Below are 18,390 nucleotides of genomic sequence, written 5' to 3' on the forward strand. Positions count from 1 at the left end.
TATAATGGGTATTTTAAATGTTACCCCCGATTCTTTTTCAGATGGAGGAACTTTTTTAGCTTGCGATGATGCCGTGGCCCATGCTGCGCGATTGGTCGAAGATGGAGCGGATATAATAGATATAGGTGGTGAATCGACTCGGCCGTTTTCCGATCCGGTATCCATGGAAGATGAGATTGGGCGTGTTATTCCTGTAATAGAAAAACTTGCAGGAAGCATCAAGGTTCCTGTTTCCATAGATACAACCAAAGCGAGTGTTGCAAAACAGGCGATAGAAGCCGGCGCTTCGATTATAAACGATATCAGTGGGATGCGTCTAGATCATAATATGGCAGGTGTTGCCGCTGAATATTCTGTGCCGGTTATCATGATGCATATGCAGGGATCGCCCCAAACCATGCAGATTTCTCCGTTTTATGATGATCTGACAGGGGAGATAAAAGATTTTTTTCAACATTCAATAGATTCAGCCGTCAAAAGAGGAATCTTGCGGTCAAGAATAATAATCGATCCTGGAATCGGCTTTGGGAAAACCCTGAAACATAATCTGCTTATTATAAAAAATCTATCCGACTTTGATACTCTTGATGTGCCGATTTTAATCGGGCCTTCGCGGAAATCTTTTTTAAAAAATTTACTTAAAGATGAGTTAAAGGAAGATTCAGAACACGATTTGTCGCTAATTGAATCAGGCACCCAGGCTGCTGTTGCGGCAGCGGCTTTAAACGGAGCGCATATTGTCAGGGTTCATGATGTGGCCGGCACGCGTAACACATTGAAAATTATAGACGCAATTAATCAAAACCGTCATGATAGTTAAGAGATATCTATCTACCTTTGGACGTCGCTATTCAAGGTATATTTATTTCATACCTGCGGTTGTATCTATTTTATATATCCTCTATTCTTGATTAAATCGATCCTGATAAAGATATTAAAATCTTCGTTGATTTGAAAGATTTGAAACCGGGTGAATATGTTAAACATGCATCTATAAAAATACCTGTTCAAACAACTTTAACCGGAGTAAAGCCTGAAATGTTTACCGTAAGAGTTGTAGGGGTACGATGCATCGTGCCCATGCCGATAGATTTTCAGGGCCAACCAATTAGGGGGAATCCGTTTTGGAAGAATTAACAAAAGCACAAAAGGGGCGGCTTGCAATAAGATCTTTTAAAACTATTGCGGATGCTCTTGCATTGAGAGGATATTATAAGCCTTCGGGGAAGTCGGGGCAAACACTCGAAGATGCATTAAAATGGATCAGTCCTGAGATATACGGCACAATTAATGACCCGAGAAGCATAGAGATTAGAGGTCTGCAATATGTACTGGAAAGATTGCCCAGGGGCATTGAAGAATGTTCACGGATTATATTAACCGCCCAGGATGATTTCGAGCAGACTTCATTTGAAAAAATAGAGCCTCCCAAAAGGAGAAGAATCGCGTATCGCATAAGCAGCAATGAGATCTGCTTTGTTATTACAAGAGGATTGAGCAGTGAGATGTATGATCTCCTTACACATTTGACGTTTCTCAACATTGAGGCAAATAAGATATATAATCAGACCAAAGATCTATCAGGTGATATAACCGTTGAATGGCGGGAACTTGAGAAAAATGTAACAAGCGGCTCAGTATTAAAGGGAAAACGGCTGGACAAGGCAATCTGGAATTTAAGTATAATCCTGGGACGAACATATCATGAGACAAGAAAAACATACGAGTATCTTGAAAAAAGCAAGGAAGAGAAAAAGAGTAATGCGGGTCTGTTCCAAATAATCTACCAGTTGGGAAAACGTGTGGAAAGCGGGAAGTTGTCCAGGGATAATGAACTATTAATATATTTTACTCCATCTTTCCGGGATATGATGGGGCATCATAAACATAGCCGGGCCTGGGCTCAAGAGATAAAAGATAAATTATCAGAACTGGGGTTTGAGAATCGGCCATTACATATTATAAGCGCAAACATGCATAGTATTGTTAATTTGTTATATGCATACTCCGCAATGGAAAAAAATATCGCTGGGAAAAACATTGGGGATCTTTACAGCTTTATTAATCAGATCAGGGGGAAAGAAGAAAAAATCATAAGCTATGCCGTAAAGCATGGTCTGTTGGAGCTGCCCGATTCTTCCGGGGCGCATATAGATTGCCAGATAATAGATGCTTCCAGGTTGGAATCTTTAAAGTTACATCCTGAATTAAGCGTTAATAAAGCCGTTTTGAAAAAGAACAAGCCTGTTATCCTGGTAATGGATTATGCGTTCGGGACCCAGGCATTTGAAGTTATGGATGAACTTCTCAATTCCGGTTTTGAAAGCAGGTCAACACAAATTGAGGATGTACAATCTATTTCAATTATGGGCAAAGCAGGTATTCTGCCGGGAAAAAAGGGGGACATAATTCTTGCAACTGCCCATGTCCTTGAAGGAATTCCGCATAATTATCTCATCAACAATGATTTAGAAAAAAAAGATTTTGATGATTCAGTAAATGTTTATACCGGCCCTGTTGTCACTGTTCTCGGGACGTCTCTTCAAAACAGGGATGTTCTGGAAAAGTTTCAAACAGCAAGCTGGAAAGCGGTGGGCCTGGAGATGGAGGGCGGCCATTATCAGCGAGCAATAAATGCGGCCATCATCAGAGGGCATGTATCAAAAAAAATAAAGACACGATATGCATATTATGCATCGGATAATCCTCTCTCCAGCGGAGAAACACTTGCTTCGGGCAGCATGGGAGACGAAGGAATTCGGCCCACATACATGATAACAAAGGTTATACTGGAAAAAATATTAAATGTTAAAGATAAATCTCCAGATAAATAATTTTTTTTATTGTTTCTTCATCCAATCCTACCGTGCTAACGCAACAACCTCTTGTCCAAAAATGTAATCCAGTTACAACAATTCCCGATTGGGGCCAGAATGCCCTAAAATAGCGAAGTAAAGAAAGCGCGTTTATCTAAAAAATTTAAAATTCCATCTAAAATCAAAAAACGAAAACATTTAAATGCAGATGCCTTGTTTATAGCAATATTGCGAGGTTTAGTGAAAAAAACACGCCGGGTCACCAGCAATTCTTTGAACGATACATTATAATATTCACAAATCTTTGAAATTATATCTTCAGGCGAAGGTGTCAGTGGACTGCGATTTGATGTCGTGGCAGAGGAGTAAGAATCGGGTTTAGGCAAACTCGTAATAGATAAGGAACGGGGACGAAATATTTTTTTACAGCGACGGCCTTTCAACCTTCTTCAACTCCTCAACCAGTATGGCATTTTCCATAGAAACTGCTGCTTGGGAAGTTAAAAGACTGGTGAACTCAACCTGGTCTTTTGTAAACATTGAGCTGATCATATTGTTTTGCAAGTAAAGAATTCCCTTCATCTCTCGCTGTTTCATTATCGGCAAGCACAAGACTGAACGGATTTTCAATTTCTGAACATCTTCGTCAAAGGCAAAAGATCCTCCAGCCATAGCATTTTCAAGGATCACGGTTTTTTTTGTGCGATGAACATAACGGACGATGGCATGGCTCAATCCCCTGGTATGGGGGAAAGGTTCATTTTTTAATGCAACATCGAGGATATTTCCCTTAATCCCTTCAGCTCTCAAAAAGAGTTTTCCTTTAGTTTCCATGAAAAGATAACCGCTTGAAGCCCCCTGCCTTTCCATAACCGATTTCATTATTATTATTAAGAGCTTGCTCAAATCGAGTTCTTGCGAGATAGCAAGAGATGCCTTCATAAGATATGAAGTATCAAGTTCTTGAATCGGCAAAGCTTGCGTCCACTGCTCTGAAATAAGATATTGGGGGTAGTTGTTATTGATGAGGATCAGTTTCTGCTCTGCATTGCACCTGCCGTAAAGCAAGGCCGCCTCTTGAATATGAAACCGTGCCTGCCTTTGGCCTCTAGCCGCCAGCAATTCGCCTAAACATTCATGAATGTGACCTTCGAGGAGTATGTAACCATGCTCGTGGGCGGTATCTGCGGCATCGAAGTAAAGATTTCTCGCTTCTTTAAAGTTATTGACAGTACTCTCGGTAAAACGGACATTCTCAGCGCTCATTAACGCAAGATAAGGTCTGAGAATCGGTCCCTGTTTTGACCACGTTTCAACTTTTCCCATACACAGATCCAATTCTTTCTTCAGCTTTTCCACTTCAGTGGTTGAAACTTTTCTCTTCTCACATCTTAGTATCGTTAAAAAATAAAAAACAAACCAAAGCCTGTTAAGTATGTTGTCGGTTAGACCTCTTAGATATGATCCGGCCTTTTCAAAAACGAGAACGGCACCGTCATACTTACCCAGATAATAGAGGCTAATGCCTTTTAAAGTATAGTAACAACCGATTGAAACAACGTGCTTATCCTGAATCCATTGCTTTATTTTACCATCCATATCCTTGATAGAGGTCACTGTTCTGCCTGGGTTTATCTCATCACACCATCCAGCCAGAACCGCTTCCGCAAGTCCTGACGACAAAGAAAGGTTATATTTATTGGTGAACTCTATACATTCATAAACATATTCTTTTGTTTTGCTTAAATTCTCTCCCTTGGTAATCAAATTCCATATCAGCGGGGCGTAAGAAAGGCCTCCGTTGTAAAGATCTCCGCAGGTCTTTCCTCTTTGTATATTCTCCAGGCATAGTTCGACAATATCTTCCGGACGGCTTCGATTGTGAACATTGCACCAAAGGATTCCGTTTATTCCCCTAGTAGCGCCGAATGTATTTGGATATCTTTCAGATAATGCAACGGCCAGGTCTTCATACCTGAACGACATTTCAAACTTGTCTCGCTGTTGAAGATAAAGCCCCATAATACAGAACGAATATATCACCGATTCATCCATTCCTCCGGCAAGGCAGTTTTGAGTGGATTGAATACCTGAAAGAAAAAGCTGAGAAACCATTCCGGAAAGGTAATAATCGGGAATAAGTTCACTATATATGGCGAGTTCAATCCGAATTGCTCTATCATCTGTGGGCTCCATTTCAAGAATTGTCTTCCATACATCCGGATTTTCCTTATGGATCTTTTTGATTAGTTCTTCACACTTTGATAAAATCAGGACATCATCTTTGGGAATCGCTTTGTCAAAAAAGGCAAGGCCTCGGTTTGCAGTCTCAATAGCATTTTCAAAATAGCCCAGTGAAGAAAAGCCGGCTGTCTGCTCATATAAACACTCTACCCTGTCGAGATCTGTAATCGATTTTTCGAGGAGCAGATTAAGCAAAACTTCTGATTTTTCCTGATTTCCCCGGGTCAATTCACTTCTTGCAAGGCTCTTATATACTTTAAAGGTAAATTCATAATTCGTGTCCCAGGAATTTTCGGGTAAAAGCATTTGGCACTCTTTAAAGAAACGATTGGCCGCTTCAAGGGCAAGAGCGTCGACAGCCTTTTCCCCTGCATGATAATTAAGCTTTGCGTCTCGATAACGAATTGCCCTTTCAGGTTTCTGTTTCCTTCCCTTATTCAGATGTTCAACAATGGAAAAAAGATTATCAACTTTTTTCAGTTCGGTTCCTTTTGGAACAGCTTTTATGTAAGATTCGGCGATATGTGAATGAAGATCGCGCAGCTTTTCAGCATCAAGGGTTTTATCAACGGCTTCCTGAATTCTATCATGGAAGAAACTAAGGTGTGAAGTCCCTTTTATCAATACACGCTGCTCAAATGCGGCAGATAAATCCTGATAAAGAATATCCAGATCTTTGCCGGTTATCAGGCTCAAGTCAAGGGCCTTGAAGCTTGCTCCGAGACAGGCTGCAATCTGAAGCAGTTTGACGGTTTTTATCGGCAGCCTTCTTATCTTGTCTGTAAATAACGCCACAATTGTATCCGGAATCTCATGCTTCTTGATCTGTTCAATATCCCATTGCCATACGCCGTCTTCTCCGAGATTGATCAGTCTTTTCCTGTGCAGCCAGGAAAGGCTTTCATTCAAATAAAGGGGGTTTCCCTCTGAAATTGAAAATACAATCTTTGTCAATGCATCTGTCCGCAGAGAAGAAGTATTGATGATATGGGCAACCATTTCATTTGAATAATTTAAATTCAATTCATGCAAGCGAAGTTCAAGCAGGGATGTACCTGTTTTTCTGACTTTTTTAAGTATTCGGCTCAATGGATGAGTCTCGCTAACTTCATTATGTCGATAAGCCCCCAAGAGAAAAAGATAGGGGTAATCTTTGTAATTATTAAAAATATTTTTAATAATATCAAAGGAAGCGGTATCACACCACTGGAGGTCATCTATAAAAAGCGTAAGGGGATGATCATAGTCGGCAAGACAGGATATGAATCTTTCTATTGTACGGTTAAACCGGCTGCGGGCTTCGGCAGGCGGCAGGGGGGAGACCTTGGGAAAAGAGCCTGTAATCAGCTCAAGTTCCGGAATCAGATCTGCAATCAGTTTACCGTTCGGTCCCAGAGCCTTGGTTATGTCTTTACACCTGTGCATTATCCTGCTCGAATCTTCGGTAAGAAAGGTTACTATAAGATATGAAAATGCCTGGATCAATGTACTGTATGGAACATCTTTCTGGAACTGATCGAATTTTCCCAGGGTAAAATAGCTCTTGGAGGCAACGATCGGCAGTTGGAGTTCCTGAATCAGCCGGGTCTTGCCGATGCCCGGAAGTCCTGAAATCATAACACAGCGGAAAGAACCGGAAATTGACCTGGCATGTTCTTTCAGCAGCATTGATTTTTCCTCATCCCTTCCAATCATGATGCATGGAATATTTATGCGGTTGATATAATCTTTAAGACCCATGGTAAAGGGTCTGATTTTTCCTGTTTTCAGGTATTCATCCTGGCAGCGCAAGAGATCGAGAAGCAGCCCATGGGCGGTCTGATAACGTTTTTCAGGTTCCTTTCGTATGAGCTTTGCGACTATATTGCTGATGATTTCGGGAATCTTTGGATTAACTTGATGCAAAAGAGGCGGATCTTCAGCCAGGTGGGAATGAATGATTTCCAGGGGATCATCTGATGCAAAGGGGGACTCTCCACTTAAAAGCTCGTAAAAGACAATTCCAAGTGAATAAAAGTCCGTTAAATGATCTACACTCTGTTTGATTCGTCCTGTCTGTTCCGGAGAAACATAGCACAGCGTATTATTTCTGAAGCTGTCATCATAAATAAAATGACTGATATCCTTAAAATGAATCACCCTGACAAGGTCGATCAGCCGGATATCGAGGGTGCCTGGATTGATAAGGATGTTATTAGGCTTTATTCCGCAATGAAAGTGACCTGCCTTGTGAATACCCTCTAAAATTTTTACGATGGAACATGAAATGCTGAAAAAATCGTTTAACTCGACTTTATCTCTCTCTTTTCTCCAGTCAAAAAGATTTTGGCCGTCAAAGTATTCACAAACCAGAAAAAGTCTGCTTTCATCAGGTACATACAGATCAGGATTTATTGTTTTGGGGAGCCGAAGCTGCTGAAGGTGTTCGATCTGCTGTTTTAGATGATCGTGAAGATCCTTTTTGGATCTTATCAGGTTTTGTTTGATACGTTTTAATACTAAAAGATGTTCGGATTGGATGCTCTTGTTGGCCAAAAAGACTTCGGAGTGCAAACTTTGACCCATTTTTCTTAAAATATTATAATTTAAAATAGTATGGATGCCGTTCATTAGTTTTTTCTCCAAGTGTATGAAAGTTGACAGAAGACCTTTCTATAGACCGTCACATAAATAATTTCACTGCGTTATCGGTTGTCGGAGTATTATAATACGCCTTCCTCCCTCTGGCCTTGTGCCAAATTTTAAAATCGGGTTATTATCTGACAATCTATATAAGCTGGTCTATCAGCCGGTTCATTCATAAAGTTTCAGAAATTATGTATAGTTGTAGTATCGACGAAAACTGATGAGTCATAAATTAAGTCATAAATTAAATCACGATCTCTGCTTTTCAAGCCATGCAGTAAAGTGAAAGATACTTCCAGGACCTCCTGCTATAGATGCCGCCTCCTGAATTAATGAAGCAGAGGAGTTCGATTCATAAAAGGCGGGGCTTTCGGCCCAAACATCACCATCCATATGGTTTGATATCCGCTTGCCGATCGAAAGACCAAGACCGATACCTCCGTACTTTCTTGTAGTTGAGCCATCAGCCTGTTGAAAAGGCGTAAAAATCGTCTCCAGTTTATCTCTTGGAATACCTATACCTGTATCTCTAATCGTGGCATGAATTTTTATCAAATCATCCTTTTCATCTTCAATATCAATGGCAAGTTCAATTTCTCCTGACTCTGTAAATTTAAAGGCATTATCCATCAAATTGTTAAGTACTTGACGATACCTTTGCGGATCTCCTGTTACTAAAAACGAAATTCTTTCAGAAATTTGAGTCATAATTTTTATCGGTTTTGATTTGTACTTTGACCGAATCAGATTACAAACCTCATGAACTAAAAGTTTGATATCAAATGTAATCATTTCAATGTCCAGCTCTCCGGCTTCTATCTTGGAGAAATCAAGAATATCGTTGATCAGGGAAAGCAAGGCTTGTCCGCTTACTTTTATCTTTTTTGCATAATTGATCTGCTCTTCATCCAGATTGGTATAAAGGAGGATATCAGTAAAACCTGTTATCGCATTCATTGGAGTGCGGATTTCATGGCTCATATTGGAAAGAAACTCGGTTTTGAGACGGGATGATTCAAGCGCCTTGTCTCGAGCTTTTTTCATCTCTTTTTGCATAGTTATAAATCGCTTATTGTTTTCTTCAAGGCTTGATGTTGTTTGAAGCAGCATGTCCGACATTTCATTAAAGCTTACAGCAAGCGTACCTAATTCATCAGTCGATGATACATCAATCTTCGTCTGATAATCACTTTTTAAGATTCTATCTGCGCCTTCTTTTAGTAAAAATATCTTTCTTTTGATATCATTTGAAATTAATAATGATATCAGAACGACGGCTGTAATTGAAATGACAGCTGTCAGAATAATGAGGTACACTAAAAGTTTTCTGGATAATCTGGCTGCTTCTCCACATGCCGCTGAAAATTCATTTAAGGTGGTTTTCAATTCAGAGTTCAGGATATATATCTCATCAAGTATCGACTGAAGATTTTTATTTGTTTGATTATTGGAAATGCTTTTATGTAATTGTTCGCCCAAACTTTTCAATTCAATGTTATAACGATCGGCATCAGCCCATAAGCTGATTGCTCTGTCAACGTAGCTGACATGTCTTAGGTATTTGAAGATATACGACATGGTTCTTGCATCTTCCGGATGGTTTCCACCTTCGACGAATGCCTGGGAGGCAACTGTTAAATCAGCATTATCTTCTTCCAATTCCAAACGCGCCTTCTGATGGGCTAAAGGCACCTTCATGCATTCCATAAATTTTTCAAATTTATCTTCGTTATGAGAACAGGCGTACATATATAAATTACAAACAGCATCTTTCTGAGCTTTGGAGTAGATCCCTTCTCCGCTGACATAAACCCTGGCTCCAGACAGAAGCCAGGTTGCAATAATGCTTGCAATTGCCAATACAGCCAGAAAAAAAGTAAAAACAATTATCGCAAGTTTCTTAGTTATTGATAAATTTTTTATCAGCCTGCCATTAAGAATAGAGTATGATTTTAATTTAACCATATAGATGCTCTTTTAGCTAATACTTTGAATATAATTTATCCCATGACAGGCAAGGAATATCGGTGGGAGTGAAAGATATGCGGAACCCACTATTTATAAGCAACTGTATTTACATGGTTTCAAAAATGGTCAATGGCGAGTTTAAATAATTTGGTTAATCGCTCAATTTAGCTTTTAGGAGCGTAAGCGCTCAATAAACCGCACTAAGCATTTAACTTGACCGGAAAACAGCCAGTTTTTGCGACCCACGACAAATGGCCTGATGGCATTTTCAGTATCACCCTAAACGATTCAAGGATCGGCAACGCTTTTTCCTGCCGCTCGACGTAAAGTTCTTCCGGGCTCAGTTCAAGCACTCGTTTTTAATTTTATACAACTTTTTTATAACTGTCAACCAGGGTAACCGCATTCCCAGCAATTCTAATTATGGCTTTAGTTGGAGCAAGATATTTAGGATATTTATCCCCCCCCCTAACTATCACAACCAATAACGCACTGTTTTAATTAAAAATAAAATCTATAAACAAACGCATATGCTTGTGGTAACAAATAATGGGTAAGAATAATTAACTATTATCGGTTATCTTGGACTCATATGCGTTTGCCCCAAAATCAGGAAGCGAAAATAGGTAGGGCTTGTCGCTGTTAAGAGACGCAAAGTTTAGTTTTGCAACGTACGCATTTGGGAAAAGTAGGGAAAAAAGGGGAAGGATCGCTAAGGGCGATTAAAAAAGCTGTAGACATAAATTGCTTAAATAGGGTACACGCATTAAGGGAGATGATTCTAAAGATTTCCGCATGAAGAACTGTCCCCCACTAAGGATTCGCTCATCAACTTTGTATAAATCGGGCCTGACGGTTTTAATTCGCTCTGCATCAGAAAAATCCTGTCACCAAAAAATTGTTTTGTTTCAAATTTGTTAAATCGATTAATAATATCAGAAAGTTGACGGGCATCTAATCGCCATTTTACGCGGCCTATTGTAAGATGCCCTTTAAACGGCCTCTTTTCCTTTGGAAAGCCGATAAGCCGCAGCTTTTTATCGAGCATTCTTTGCAAACCGATGAATTCTTCAACCTGGCCGGAGAGTCCGATCCATATAACACGCGGCCGTTTAAGATTTGGGAAGACGCCTAATCCCTGGGCGGATAAAAGCAATGGCGCAAAGTCTGCAGCCGTCTCTTTTATAGCCATTCCGATATCATCTATGTCTGACCAACTGATATCCCCTAGAAATTTTATTGTAAGATGAATATTCTCAGGCCTCACCCACCTTATTTTCAACTCATATTGTTTAACAGATTCTTGTATCCTGCAAATGGATGAAATTAGCCGCTTAGGAAGCTTAAAACATATAAAGGCACGGATCTTGTTGAGTTTACTCATAATTCACAGTAAAACATAGATTGTCAGATAATAAATTTCACAAGGCCAGAGGGAGGAAGGCATATTCTAATATTCCGACGACCGATAACGCAGTGAAATTATTTATGTGACAATCTATAATTATTTTTTTAAAATCTCTACCTCTACCCGGCGGTTGGCGCTTCTTCCGGCAGAAGTCTCATTAGTGGCCATCGGTTCCTCTGAACCTTTTCCTATCGTTCTAAGCTGCAATGGATTTACACCTTTACCAAGCATAAAACTCTTCACCATATTAGCTCTAAACAATGATAGGGTTTTGTTGTAACTTTTGTCACCAAGGGAATCTGTATGTCCTGTAATAATGACTTCAGCTTCAGGATGCTTATTAACGATTTCAGATATTGAATAAATACGTTTTATTGCCTCTTCCGAAAACTCATTTGAATTGGTGCCAAAATGTATTATAAATTTTTCCTCAGGTTTTTTTTCCCTCAAGTCCTCTACAACAAGAGGAACCTCGTCATTCTCCACAACCTCCTTAAGGATTACATGTCGCTTTCCGGATATAACAATATCCTGATCTTTATTTATCATTACATAAAGAAATATGAATAAAAGAATTAACAGGGTAATAATAATATAATCGGATTTCCTTGTTGCAGGTTTCCGGTCGGTATGCTCGGCAGTCGATGCCCGGGTCTCTTTTATATGTTGAATCTTTTTGGTTGCGGTTTTCGGTTCAGACGATGTTATTTGCAATTCTTTAATACATTCCTGTATTATTTTGGCATTGATTTGTTTCGTACCTTTGACATATCCGGACAATAGGGCATGATCACAGATGATGTTTATAAGGCGCGGATACCCGGATGAAAAAGCAATGATTTCGCGTATGGCGCCAGGATTAAAAATGCTGTTTGGATTTCCCGCTACTTTTAGGCGAAAATTAATATATTTTCCGGTTTCTTCTTCACTTAATGGCTCAATATTATAATTTATCGTAATCCTTTGCCTTAAAGCTCTGTTGCCCGGCTCTATTAGAAGTTCATTAAATTCATTCTGACCTACAAAAAAAATATTGATCAGTTTAGTATGCTGCTTTTCTATATTGGAAAGGAGTCGAATCTCTTCGAGCATTTTATTGGTAACACGCTGGGCTTCATCAACAATCAACAATACCCTTTTGTCATTATCATAAGCCTGATTTAGAAAATCACCAAATTTTATAAGGAATTCACCTTTTGTCTTGAATTTTGCTGTTATCTTAAAAGCATGTGCAACAAAATTATAAAAATCAAGATGTTCCAACCCGGGATCGGGAAGCACCGCTACTATTGTATTTTTTCCCAAACCATTGACCAGGCTATTGATCAGGGTAGTTTTGCCTGTACCTACGTCACCTGTAAGTAGCAAAAACCCCCGGTTGTCTATTATTCCATATTTTAATATAGCCATGGCTTCCTTATGCTTATCACCAAGCCATAGGAATTTTGGATCTGTGCTTATCTGAAAAGGTTTCTCTTTTAAATTATAATGCTCAAGATACATATTTTTTCCTAAAAATTATCAAGAAATTCCAAGTCCTTATTTTGTGTATTCTTGGTGCCTATTGTAAGCAGATCAATTTTATTATCCTTTGTTTTGGAAAAATATAGGCGGCCGCTGTATGCAAAAATCACCTCAAAGACTGTTTTTTTGCTTTTTTTGGTAAAGACCTTTCTTTTTATAGATATAACCGAGGAGTTTTCGTTTAACTGATGAATAATCTCTTCGCTTTTTATTTTCATATCTTCAGGCAAACCAAGAAATCCATCAATGGCTTTGTTGTTAATTTTGATATTTTTATATAATGCATTGAAGCGCTTGCGTATGTTTTTTGCAGCCTTAAGCCTGTATTTACTTTTTTCCAGTCGTTCAAGATTTTCTTTTAGCAATTCTATCTCATTCTGCTGTTCATGCTGGAAAAAGAGACTTCCTTCTATTTCTTTTTCAAGGGCCACTATTTCCTCTATCATATTAGTCTCTATTTTGTCCGCTTTTATCTTTTCATTATCAAGTTCCTTTTTTATTATGTTTAATTCCTTTGATAATTTTTGTCTCTCTACGTTTATTCTCTCTATCCGGGATGTATATTTTTCTTGATTCTTTATAAGTCGCCCTATTTTACGATTTTTTTCCCTATCCTTCTCCTTTATTCTTTTTATCCCGGCATTATAATAATAATAAAACACCATGACGGATATTAAAATGTAAAATATAATAATTGTATTGGAAATCAAGGTATTATGTTGAATCTCCAGTTCAACAATTATCTTCAGGCCCTCATTTAACAGGTTGTAGTTTTCCGTGGCAAGCCGCATCGGATCCTGCACCAGCATTGAATCATCATCTTCCCCGGAAAAATCAGGGTATAACATTGTTTCATGGTTCGTGGTAACAACCACCCTTAGATCGGCGCCCCACCTCGGCAGGATCTGGTTAAGTAGATATTGATCGATATTTTTTTTAATAGCCCCTTTAAGACTGATTCGTCCATTAAACAAAGGCTTGGTGTCGCCTATATAAATATCTTCTATTTCATCTGTATACCGTTTTTGAAGTTGATTCTCCATTAACTGCAGAGTGAAAATATACAACACCGGCGGCAGAATTATGCAGAGCATTAAAATTTTAAATGAAGGATGTTTCATTATATTTATAACCCGGACAATATTGTTCGCGCCTGATCTGCCTCCGGGAAACTATTACTAAGTCGGAGGGCCGTTTCGAGTTCTTTTTTGGCTAAATCTTTTTTACCTTGTTTATTATACGCCAGCCCCAGATGATAATGTATGATTGCATTTCCTGAAAGTTTTTCCAAGCTGTCGCTAAATTCGCTTATAGCGCTGTCATATAATCCTTTATTGTAATAAATCCAGCCAAGTGTATCCATTACACCAGGATCAAGGGGGAGCTTTTCCTTAGCCTTTTGTGCGAATTTAAGGGCCTCATTGAGATCTTTATTATGTTCAACAAGCAGATATGCAAGGTTGTTGGCTGCCGGGGCAAAATCAGGGTCGACCTTTAATGCCGCCCTGTAATGTTTTTCTGAAATATCGAACTTTTTCTGTGTATCGTAAATAATTCCCAGAAGCATGTGCGGCGCTGTCTGATCAGGATTTTTGCTTAAAATGGTCTCTATCTGTTCAATAGCTTTATCTTCATTTTTTTCAGCAAGATATAATTTTGCCAGTGAATAATACGGGCGGATAAAATCAGGATCCTCTTGTATGGCTGTTTTAAAAGCCGCCTCAGCGCTATTATAATCTTTTTTTGCAAGAAATAGTCCTCCCTGCAAATGATGTATCATAGAATTGACAGGTGGTATATCCCCCACCTTTTTAATCTGCTCGTCACATTTTTTAATACCGTTTCCATAATCATTTTTGGCAGCATAAAGCATGACCACATTGGAAAAAACATCCATGAGCCTGGGATTTATTTCCAAAGCTTTGTTAAAATTTACCATGGCAGCATCATAATCATTACTCATCCGATAAATAAGACCAAGCCTGAAATATCCGGCCGGGTTTTCGGGAGCTGCTTTTATCAACCATTCATAATTTGATTTCGCTTTCTTAAATTGTTTCCCTGCCATAAAGACATTACCTAGAATCAATCTGGCCCTGTAGTTATTGGGCAAAACCGCGAGTATTTCTTCAGCCTCCTTTTGGGCAAGCTCCAGGGATCGTTCGCGCAGATATATTTCAGAAAGGAGTATCCGGGCCTTTATATTACCTGGTTGAAGCTCAACGGCTTTGACCAGGGCAGATTTAGCCATATTAGGCTCTTTTTTACCAAGATGAGCGACACCTTTAAAGTAATACGCCATGGCAGCTTGAGGTTCTTCGTCTATGATCTGGTCCAGCAGAACTGTGGCCCCGGTAAAATCCTTTTTAAATAACATAACTTCGCTATTAAGCATTCTGGTGGGAAAATATTTCGGCCTTTTTTTCAAAATCTCTTTAATCTGTTCTTCAGCAGCGGCAATCTCCCTGTTTTTAAAATAGAATCTGGCGATATTATCCATTATTCCGACATTCTCAGGCTGGAGCTCATGTGCTTTCTTGTACATTGCCAAGGCTTTATCTTTATTGCCCGAAGTATAATAAAATGATGCTGAAGCCATAAGTGGTTTAATATTCCCAGGATCGACTTTAATTGCTTCAAGCATTTCTGCCTCAGCCTTTTTATTCTTTTTTTGACTGAAATAAAAATTTCCCAGTATGATATGAAGATCTGAATTTTCAGGGTTCATTTTTATTGAATTTTTGAGTTCAGTCTCCGCAAGATCAAATTCTTTTTTTCTTAAATAAAAACTGAATAAGGCAAGGTGCGGCTTAACGGCTTTTTTATCAATTTTCACCACCTGCTTCAGGGCATCCTCGGCTTCTGCTAATTTTCCTTTACGCAGCAGCAGATTGCTCAGGCCCATATATGCCCGTATCTGTTTGCCGTCGATTTTTATTATATTCTTTAAAACAGATTCGGATTTTTCTATATTTTGCTCAAGTTCAAACAGGCCGGCCAGCAGAAACAAGGCGTCAATATTATTTGGTTCCTTTGCAAGCACAGCATCAACTTTTTTTCTTGATTCCTTTAATCGTTTCCCCAGCATCAGTAAAGTAGCGAGTTTCAACTGTGCTTCCGTGTCATCAGGATCGAGCTTGACCGCCATGGAATAAGCCTTGAACGCGCCTCCCGGGTTCCCCAGTTTCAGACACGTTTTCCCAAGATGTTGATAAACTTCAACATATTCCGGGTCAATCTGTAATGCATTTTTAAATTGAATTTCCGCGCTCTTATATTCGCCTTTTTCAAAATACGTTTTCCCGCTTTCAAGATATGAGGTTTTTTTTTCTTCGTCGGATGAGCAGCCGCATATTGCGACAAAGGCAAGAATAACGAGCAGAAAAGATTTTATAATAGTCATTTGAAATCTCCAGGTTCTTTATTTTATTATCGTCTGATTTTCATAAGGGAACTGGAAGGAAATAATCTACGCATATCGTGCAAATTTTTTGTTCGTCTTCAAGGCGTGGTAACAGTTGCATAGTGAACTATACAACTGTTACCGCAACGTATAGATTGTCAGATAATAAATTTTACAAGGCCAGAGGGAGGAAGGCGTATTGTAATACTCCAACGACCGATAACGCAGTGAAATTATTTATGTGACAATCTATAGAAGACGGACAAAAGGGCAAACAGAATGCGTAGATTATTTTCTGTAAGTTCCCTTAAAAGGTCGGTACAATGGATCACCAATCAGCACCATTTTCCAGGACAAACAAGGAACGCTGATAATATAGACTTCGGCCAGGTTCAAATATCCGTCTACAAGAAATCCGAAGAATATTTCCGGCACCGGAAATGCCTGCACATACGGCTCGCCAACAGGGCCTATGGTTGCGGCGATCCCTTTTTCAAGCATCATTTTACACCAGACCCGGCTCTCTTTTTTTTTCAATGTTACGCACTCGCTGCTTGCAATGTGATATCCCACAGAACCCGGCGCCCATGAAAAAGAGTCAATATAAGAAGCAAGGCTGTACCAGCCGCAATACAGAGCAGCATCAGGACAATCATCCTTCTTGAAAAGTTCTTTCGTGCTATCAATGACAACGGGCAGGATGCCTCTCTTTTTTACGAGTTTCGCGGCTTGATGTATGGATTTGTCGTATATTTCATACGCTGAGAGTATTTTATTTTTTTTTTCTTCCCACCTTGCGTCAAAATATGCCGTCCCTTGTAATCCGGTTTGCTCAGCTTTTATGCTGTCATCAATTATCCTTTTAACAATATTATAAGACGGACCATCCAGCCTGCTTACCATCAATATATCTTTTTTTTTAAATGCCAACGCCTTGTCTTTAAAGCCGATATAATAAGGATTGGGAAGCCACCCGGAGAGCTTATACTCTTTGTTCAGCACAAGCGTAATTTCAGAATCAAGAGAAGCCGTTTTGTCCATTACACCACGCTGCTTCTTTTTTCCCTTTGATCTCTTCAGCGCCTTTTGCAGCTTTTTTGTTTTTTTCTTGTCCTCTGCTTTCAGTATTTTTAGTTCTTTCTCAATATTCAACTTTTTATCGTCGAATTCGTCTATTTCAATTTTTTCTTTTTTACTCAACGGTGGAGCTGCAACCCTTAAAGGGAGACCATACATTAGCAGAATACAACGAATCCGCCCTGTTACATTATTATTTTTTAAAAAAGTTCTAACCGGCGCAGCTACTTTCATTTCATAGGCCATCCGGCTGCAGGTCTCTTTTTCGGTGATATCTAATTTTAACAAATTAGCCCCGGGAATTTTTCTTTTTTCCATATAATATTTGGCAAGTTCAATGCTCTTAGGGTTATTCTTATCAGCAAGGAGAAGAATCTCCCCAGGTGAAAGAGCAAAAGACGGAGATGATGTAAAGCAGACTGCCAAAAACACAAAAATGACGTAACGATAATGCCAGAAATTTTCAAATTTCACCATAGCTCAGCTTTGACATCTGATGGCCGATGTTATGACCAACCCCCATTTTTAAATTATTCTAATGTTCTTTCTATGAATTGCAAAGAATCTATTAAATGTTTAAATGAAAAGACTTCCAGAGAGACTACTCCTGAAAAGCGTTTTAGAATATTTATAACCTTATCGGATTCCTTTTGAGATAATCTGTCAAGTGAGATATGATCTCTATTGTTTTCAACTCCGTGAACATGCAGGATCGGTACCAGTTGGAAATATTTGTTAAAAACCTCTTCAATATTTTTTTTCTGCAATATAAGGTGTCCCAGATCGAGACAGACCTTAAGATTAAAATCTCTTATTATATTTTCAACCCATTCAAACGGATAGATAAGGGTTTCTATGGACAGGCTTTCGCACTTTATTCCCCTTGTTATTAACATCTCCATGCCGGTCCTGATAAAATCCTGCCATGTTGGTAAACTCTTATCATCCTGACAAGTATTATCGTATTCAAAGTGAAGTGTATGTGTGGAAGGGTGTAATATAGATGTGAGGCCCATGACCATTTCGATGGTTTCCACTGCTTTTATCCGTTTTGCTTTATTATAACTGCCGAGGAAGATATCAAGGGGCAGATGAACATTAAAAGTAATATCAAAACCATCCGCCAATGAACGTAAAGTTTTAATCTCCCGTAGGCCAGGAAGGCTCTCCGGCGAACTTTCAAACAAGATCAGCTCGATTTCATCCAGATATGGAGCCAGCATTTTCACATTGGAGATAATATTATCAGGATATATATAGGAGGTTGTACAGAGTTTAAATGGATATCTTTTTTTGTAAGACTTTTCTATCGGTTTGTACATTTT

General features: G+C 39.0%; 11 protein-coding genes. 2 read left to right on the forward strand and 9 right to left on the reverse strand.

The genetic code is table 11. The annotated features are described in order from the left end of the window. Window positions 1-4 precede the first annotated feature (4 nt). Both folP and BuS5_RS03195 read left to right on the forward strand, forming a co-directional pair. Complete coding sequence (gene folP, locus BuS5_RS03190; protein ID WP_198012243.1) at window positions 5-820, forward strand: dihydropteroate synthase; 816 nt, start codon at window positions 5-7, stop codon at window positions 818-820. A gap of 304 nt (window positions 821-1,124) precedes the next feature. Further along, window positions 1,125-2,834: a DUF6909 family protein gene (locus BuS5_RS03195; protein WP_027353900.1), complete on the forward strand. Its 1,710-nt coding sequence runs from the start codon at window positions 1,125-1,127 to the stop codon at window positions 2,832-2,834. Between the two features lie 405 nt (window positions 2,835-3,239). Here BuS5_RS03195 and BuS5_RS03200 read toward each other — a convergent pair whose 3' ends face one another. From BuS5_RS03200 to cbiR, 9 genes are all read right to left on the reverse strand, one after another. Next, complete coding sequence (locus BuS5_RS03200; protein WP_035265372.1) at window positions 3,240-7,670, reverse strand: protein kinase domain-containing protein; 4,431 nt, start codon at window positions 7,668-7,670, stop codon at window positions 3,240-3,242. Window positions 7,671-7,934: 264 nt separating this feature from the next. Next, window positions 7,935-9,650, reverse strand: coding sequence for a sensor histidine kinase (locus tag BuS5_RS03205; protein ID WP_051374767.1), 1,716 nt, complete (start codon window positions 9,648-9,650; stop codon window positions 7,935-7,937). Between the two features lie 174 nt (window positions 9,651-9,824). After that, complete coding sequence (locus BuS5_RS20320) at window positions 9,825-9,899, reverse strand: hypothetical protein (protein WP_369707410.1); 75 nt, start codon at window positions 9,897-9,899, stop codon at window positions 9,825-9,827. 535 nt (window positions 9,900-10,434) lie between these two features. Then, window positions 10,435-11,037 carry an RNA 2',3'-cyclic phosphodiesterase gene (thpR, locus tag BuS5_RS03210; protein ID WP_084445922.1) on the reverse strand — a complete coding sequence of 201 codons (603 nt, stop codon included), beginning with the start codon at window positions 11,035-11,037 and terminating at the stop codon, window positions 10,435-10,437. A gap of 120 nt (window positions 11,038-11,157) precedes the next feature. Continuing rightward, entirely contained in the window at window positions 11,158-12,564 is a 1,407-nt protein-coding gene (locus BuS5_RS03215; protein WP_027353902.1) for an AAA family ATPase, read from the reverse strand. Between the two features lie 8 nt (window positions 12,565-12,572). Next, entirely contained in the window at window positions 12,573-13,706 is a 1,134-nt protein-coding gene (locus tag BuS5_RS03220; protein ID WP_027353903.1) for a hypothetical protein, read from the reverse strand. A 5-nt stretch (window positions 13,707-13,711) separates the two neighbouring features. Then, complete coding sequence (locus BuS5_RS03225; protein WP_027353904.1) at window positions 13,712-15,988, reverse strand: tetratricopeptide repeat protein; 2,277 nt, start codon at window positions 15,986-15,988, stop codon at window positions 13,712-13,714. Window positions 15,989-16,276: 288 nt separating this feature from the next. Beyond that, window positions 16,277-17,542: a TIGR03790 family protein gene (locus BuS5_RS03230; protein WP_084445924.1), complete on the reverse strand. Its 1,266-nt coding sequence runs from the start codon at window positions 17,540-17,542 to the stop codon at window positions 16,277-16,279. A 53-nt stretch (window positions 17,543-17,595) separates the two neighbouring features. Beyond that, window positions 17,596-18,387, reverse strand: coding sequence for a cobamide remodeling phosphodiesterase CbiR (gene cbiR, locus BuS5_RS03235; RefSeq protein WP_027353905.1), 792 nt, complete (start codon window positions 18,385-18,387; stop codon window positions 17,596-17,598). Window positions 18,388-18,390: the final 3 nt, after the last annotated feature.

The sequence above is a fragment of the Desulfosarcina sp. BuS5 genome (genome assembly GCF_028752835.1).
Classification (GTDB): domain Bacteria; phylum Desulfobacterota; class Desulfobacteria; order Desulfobacterales; family BuS5; genus BuS5.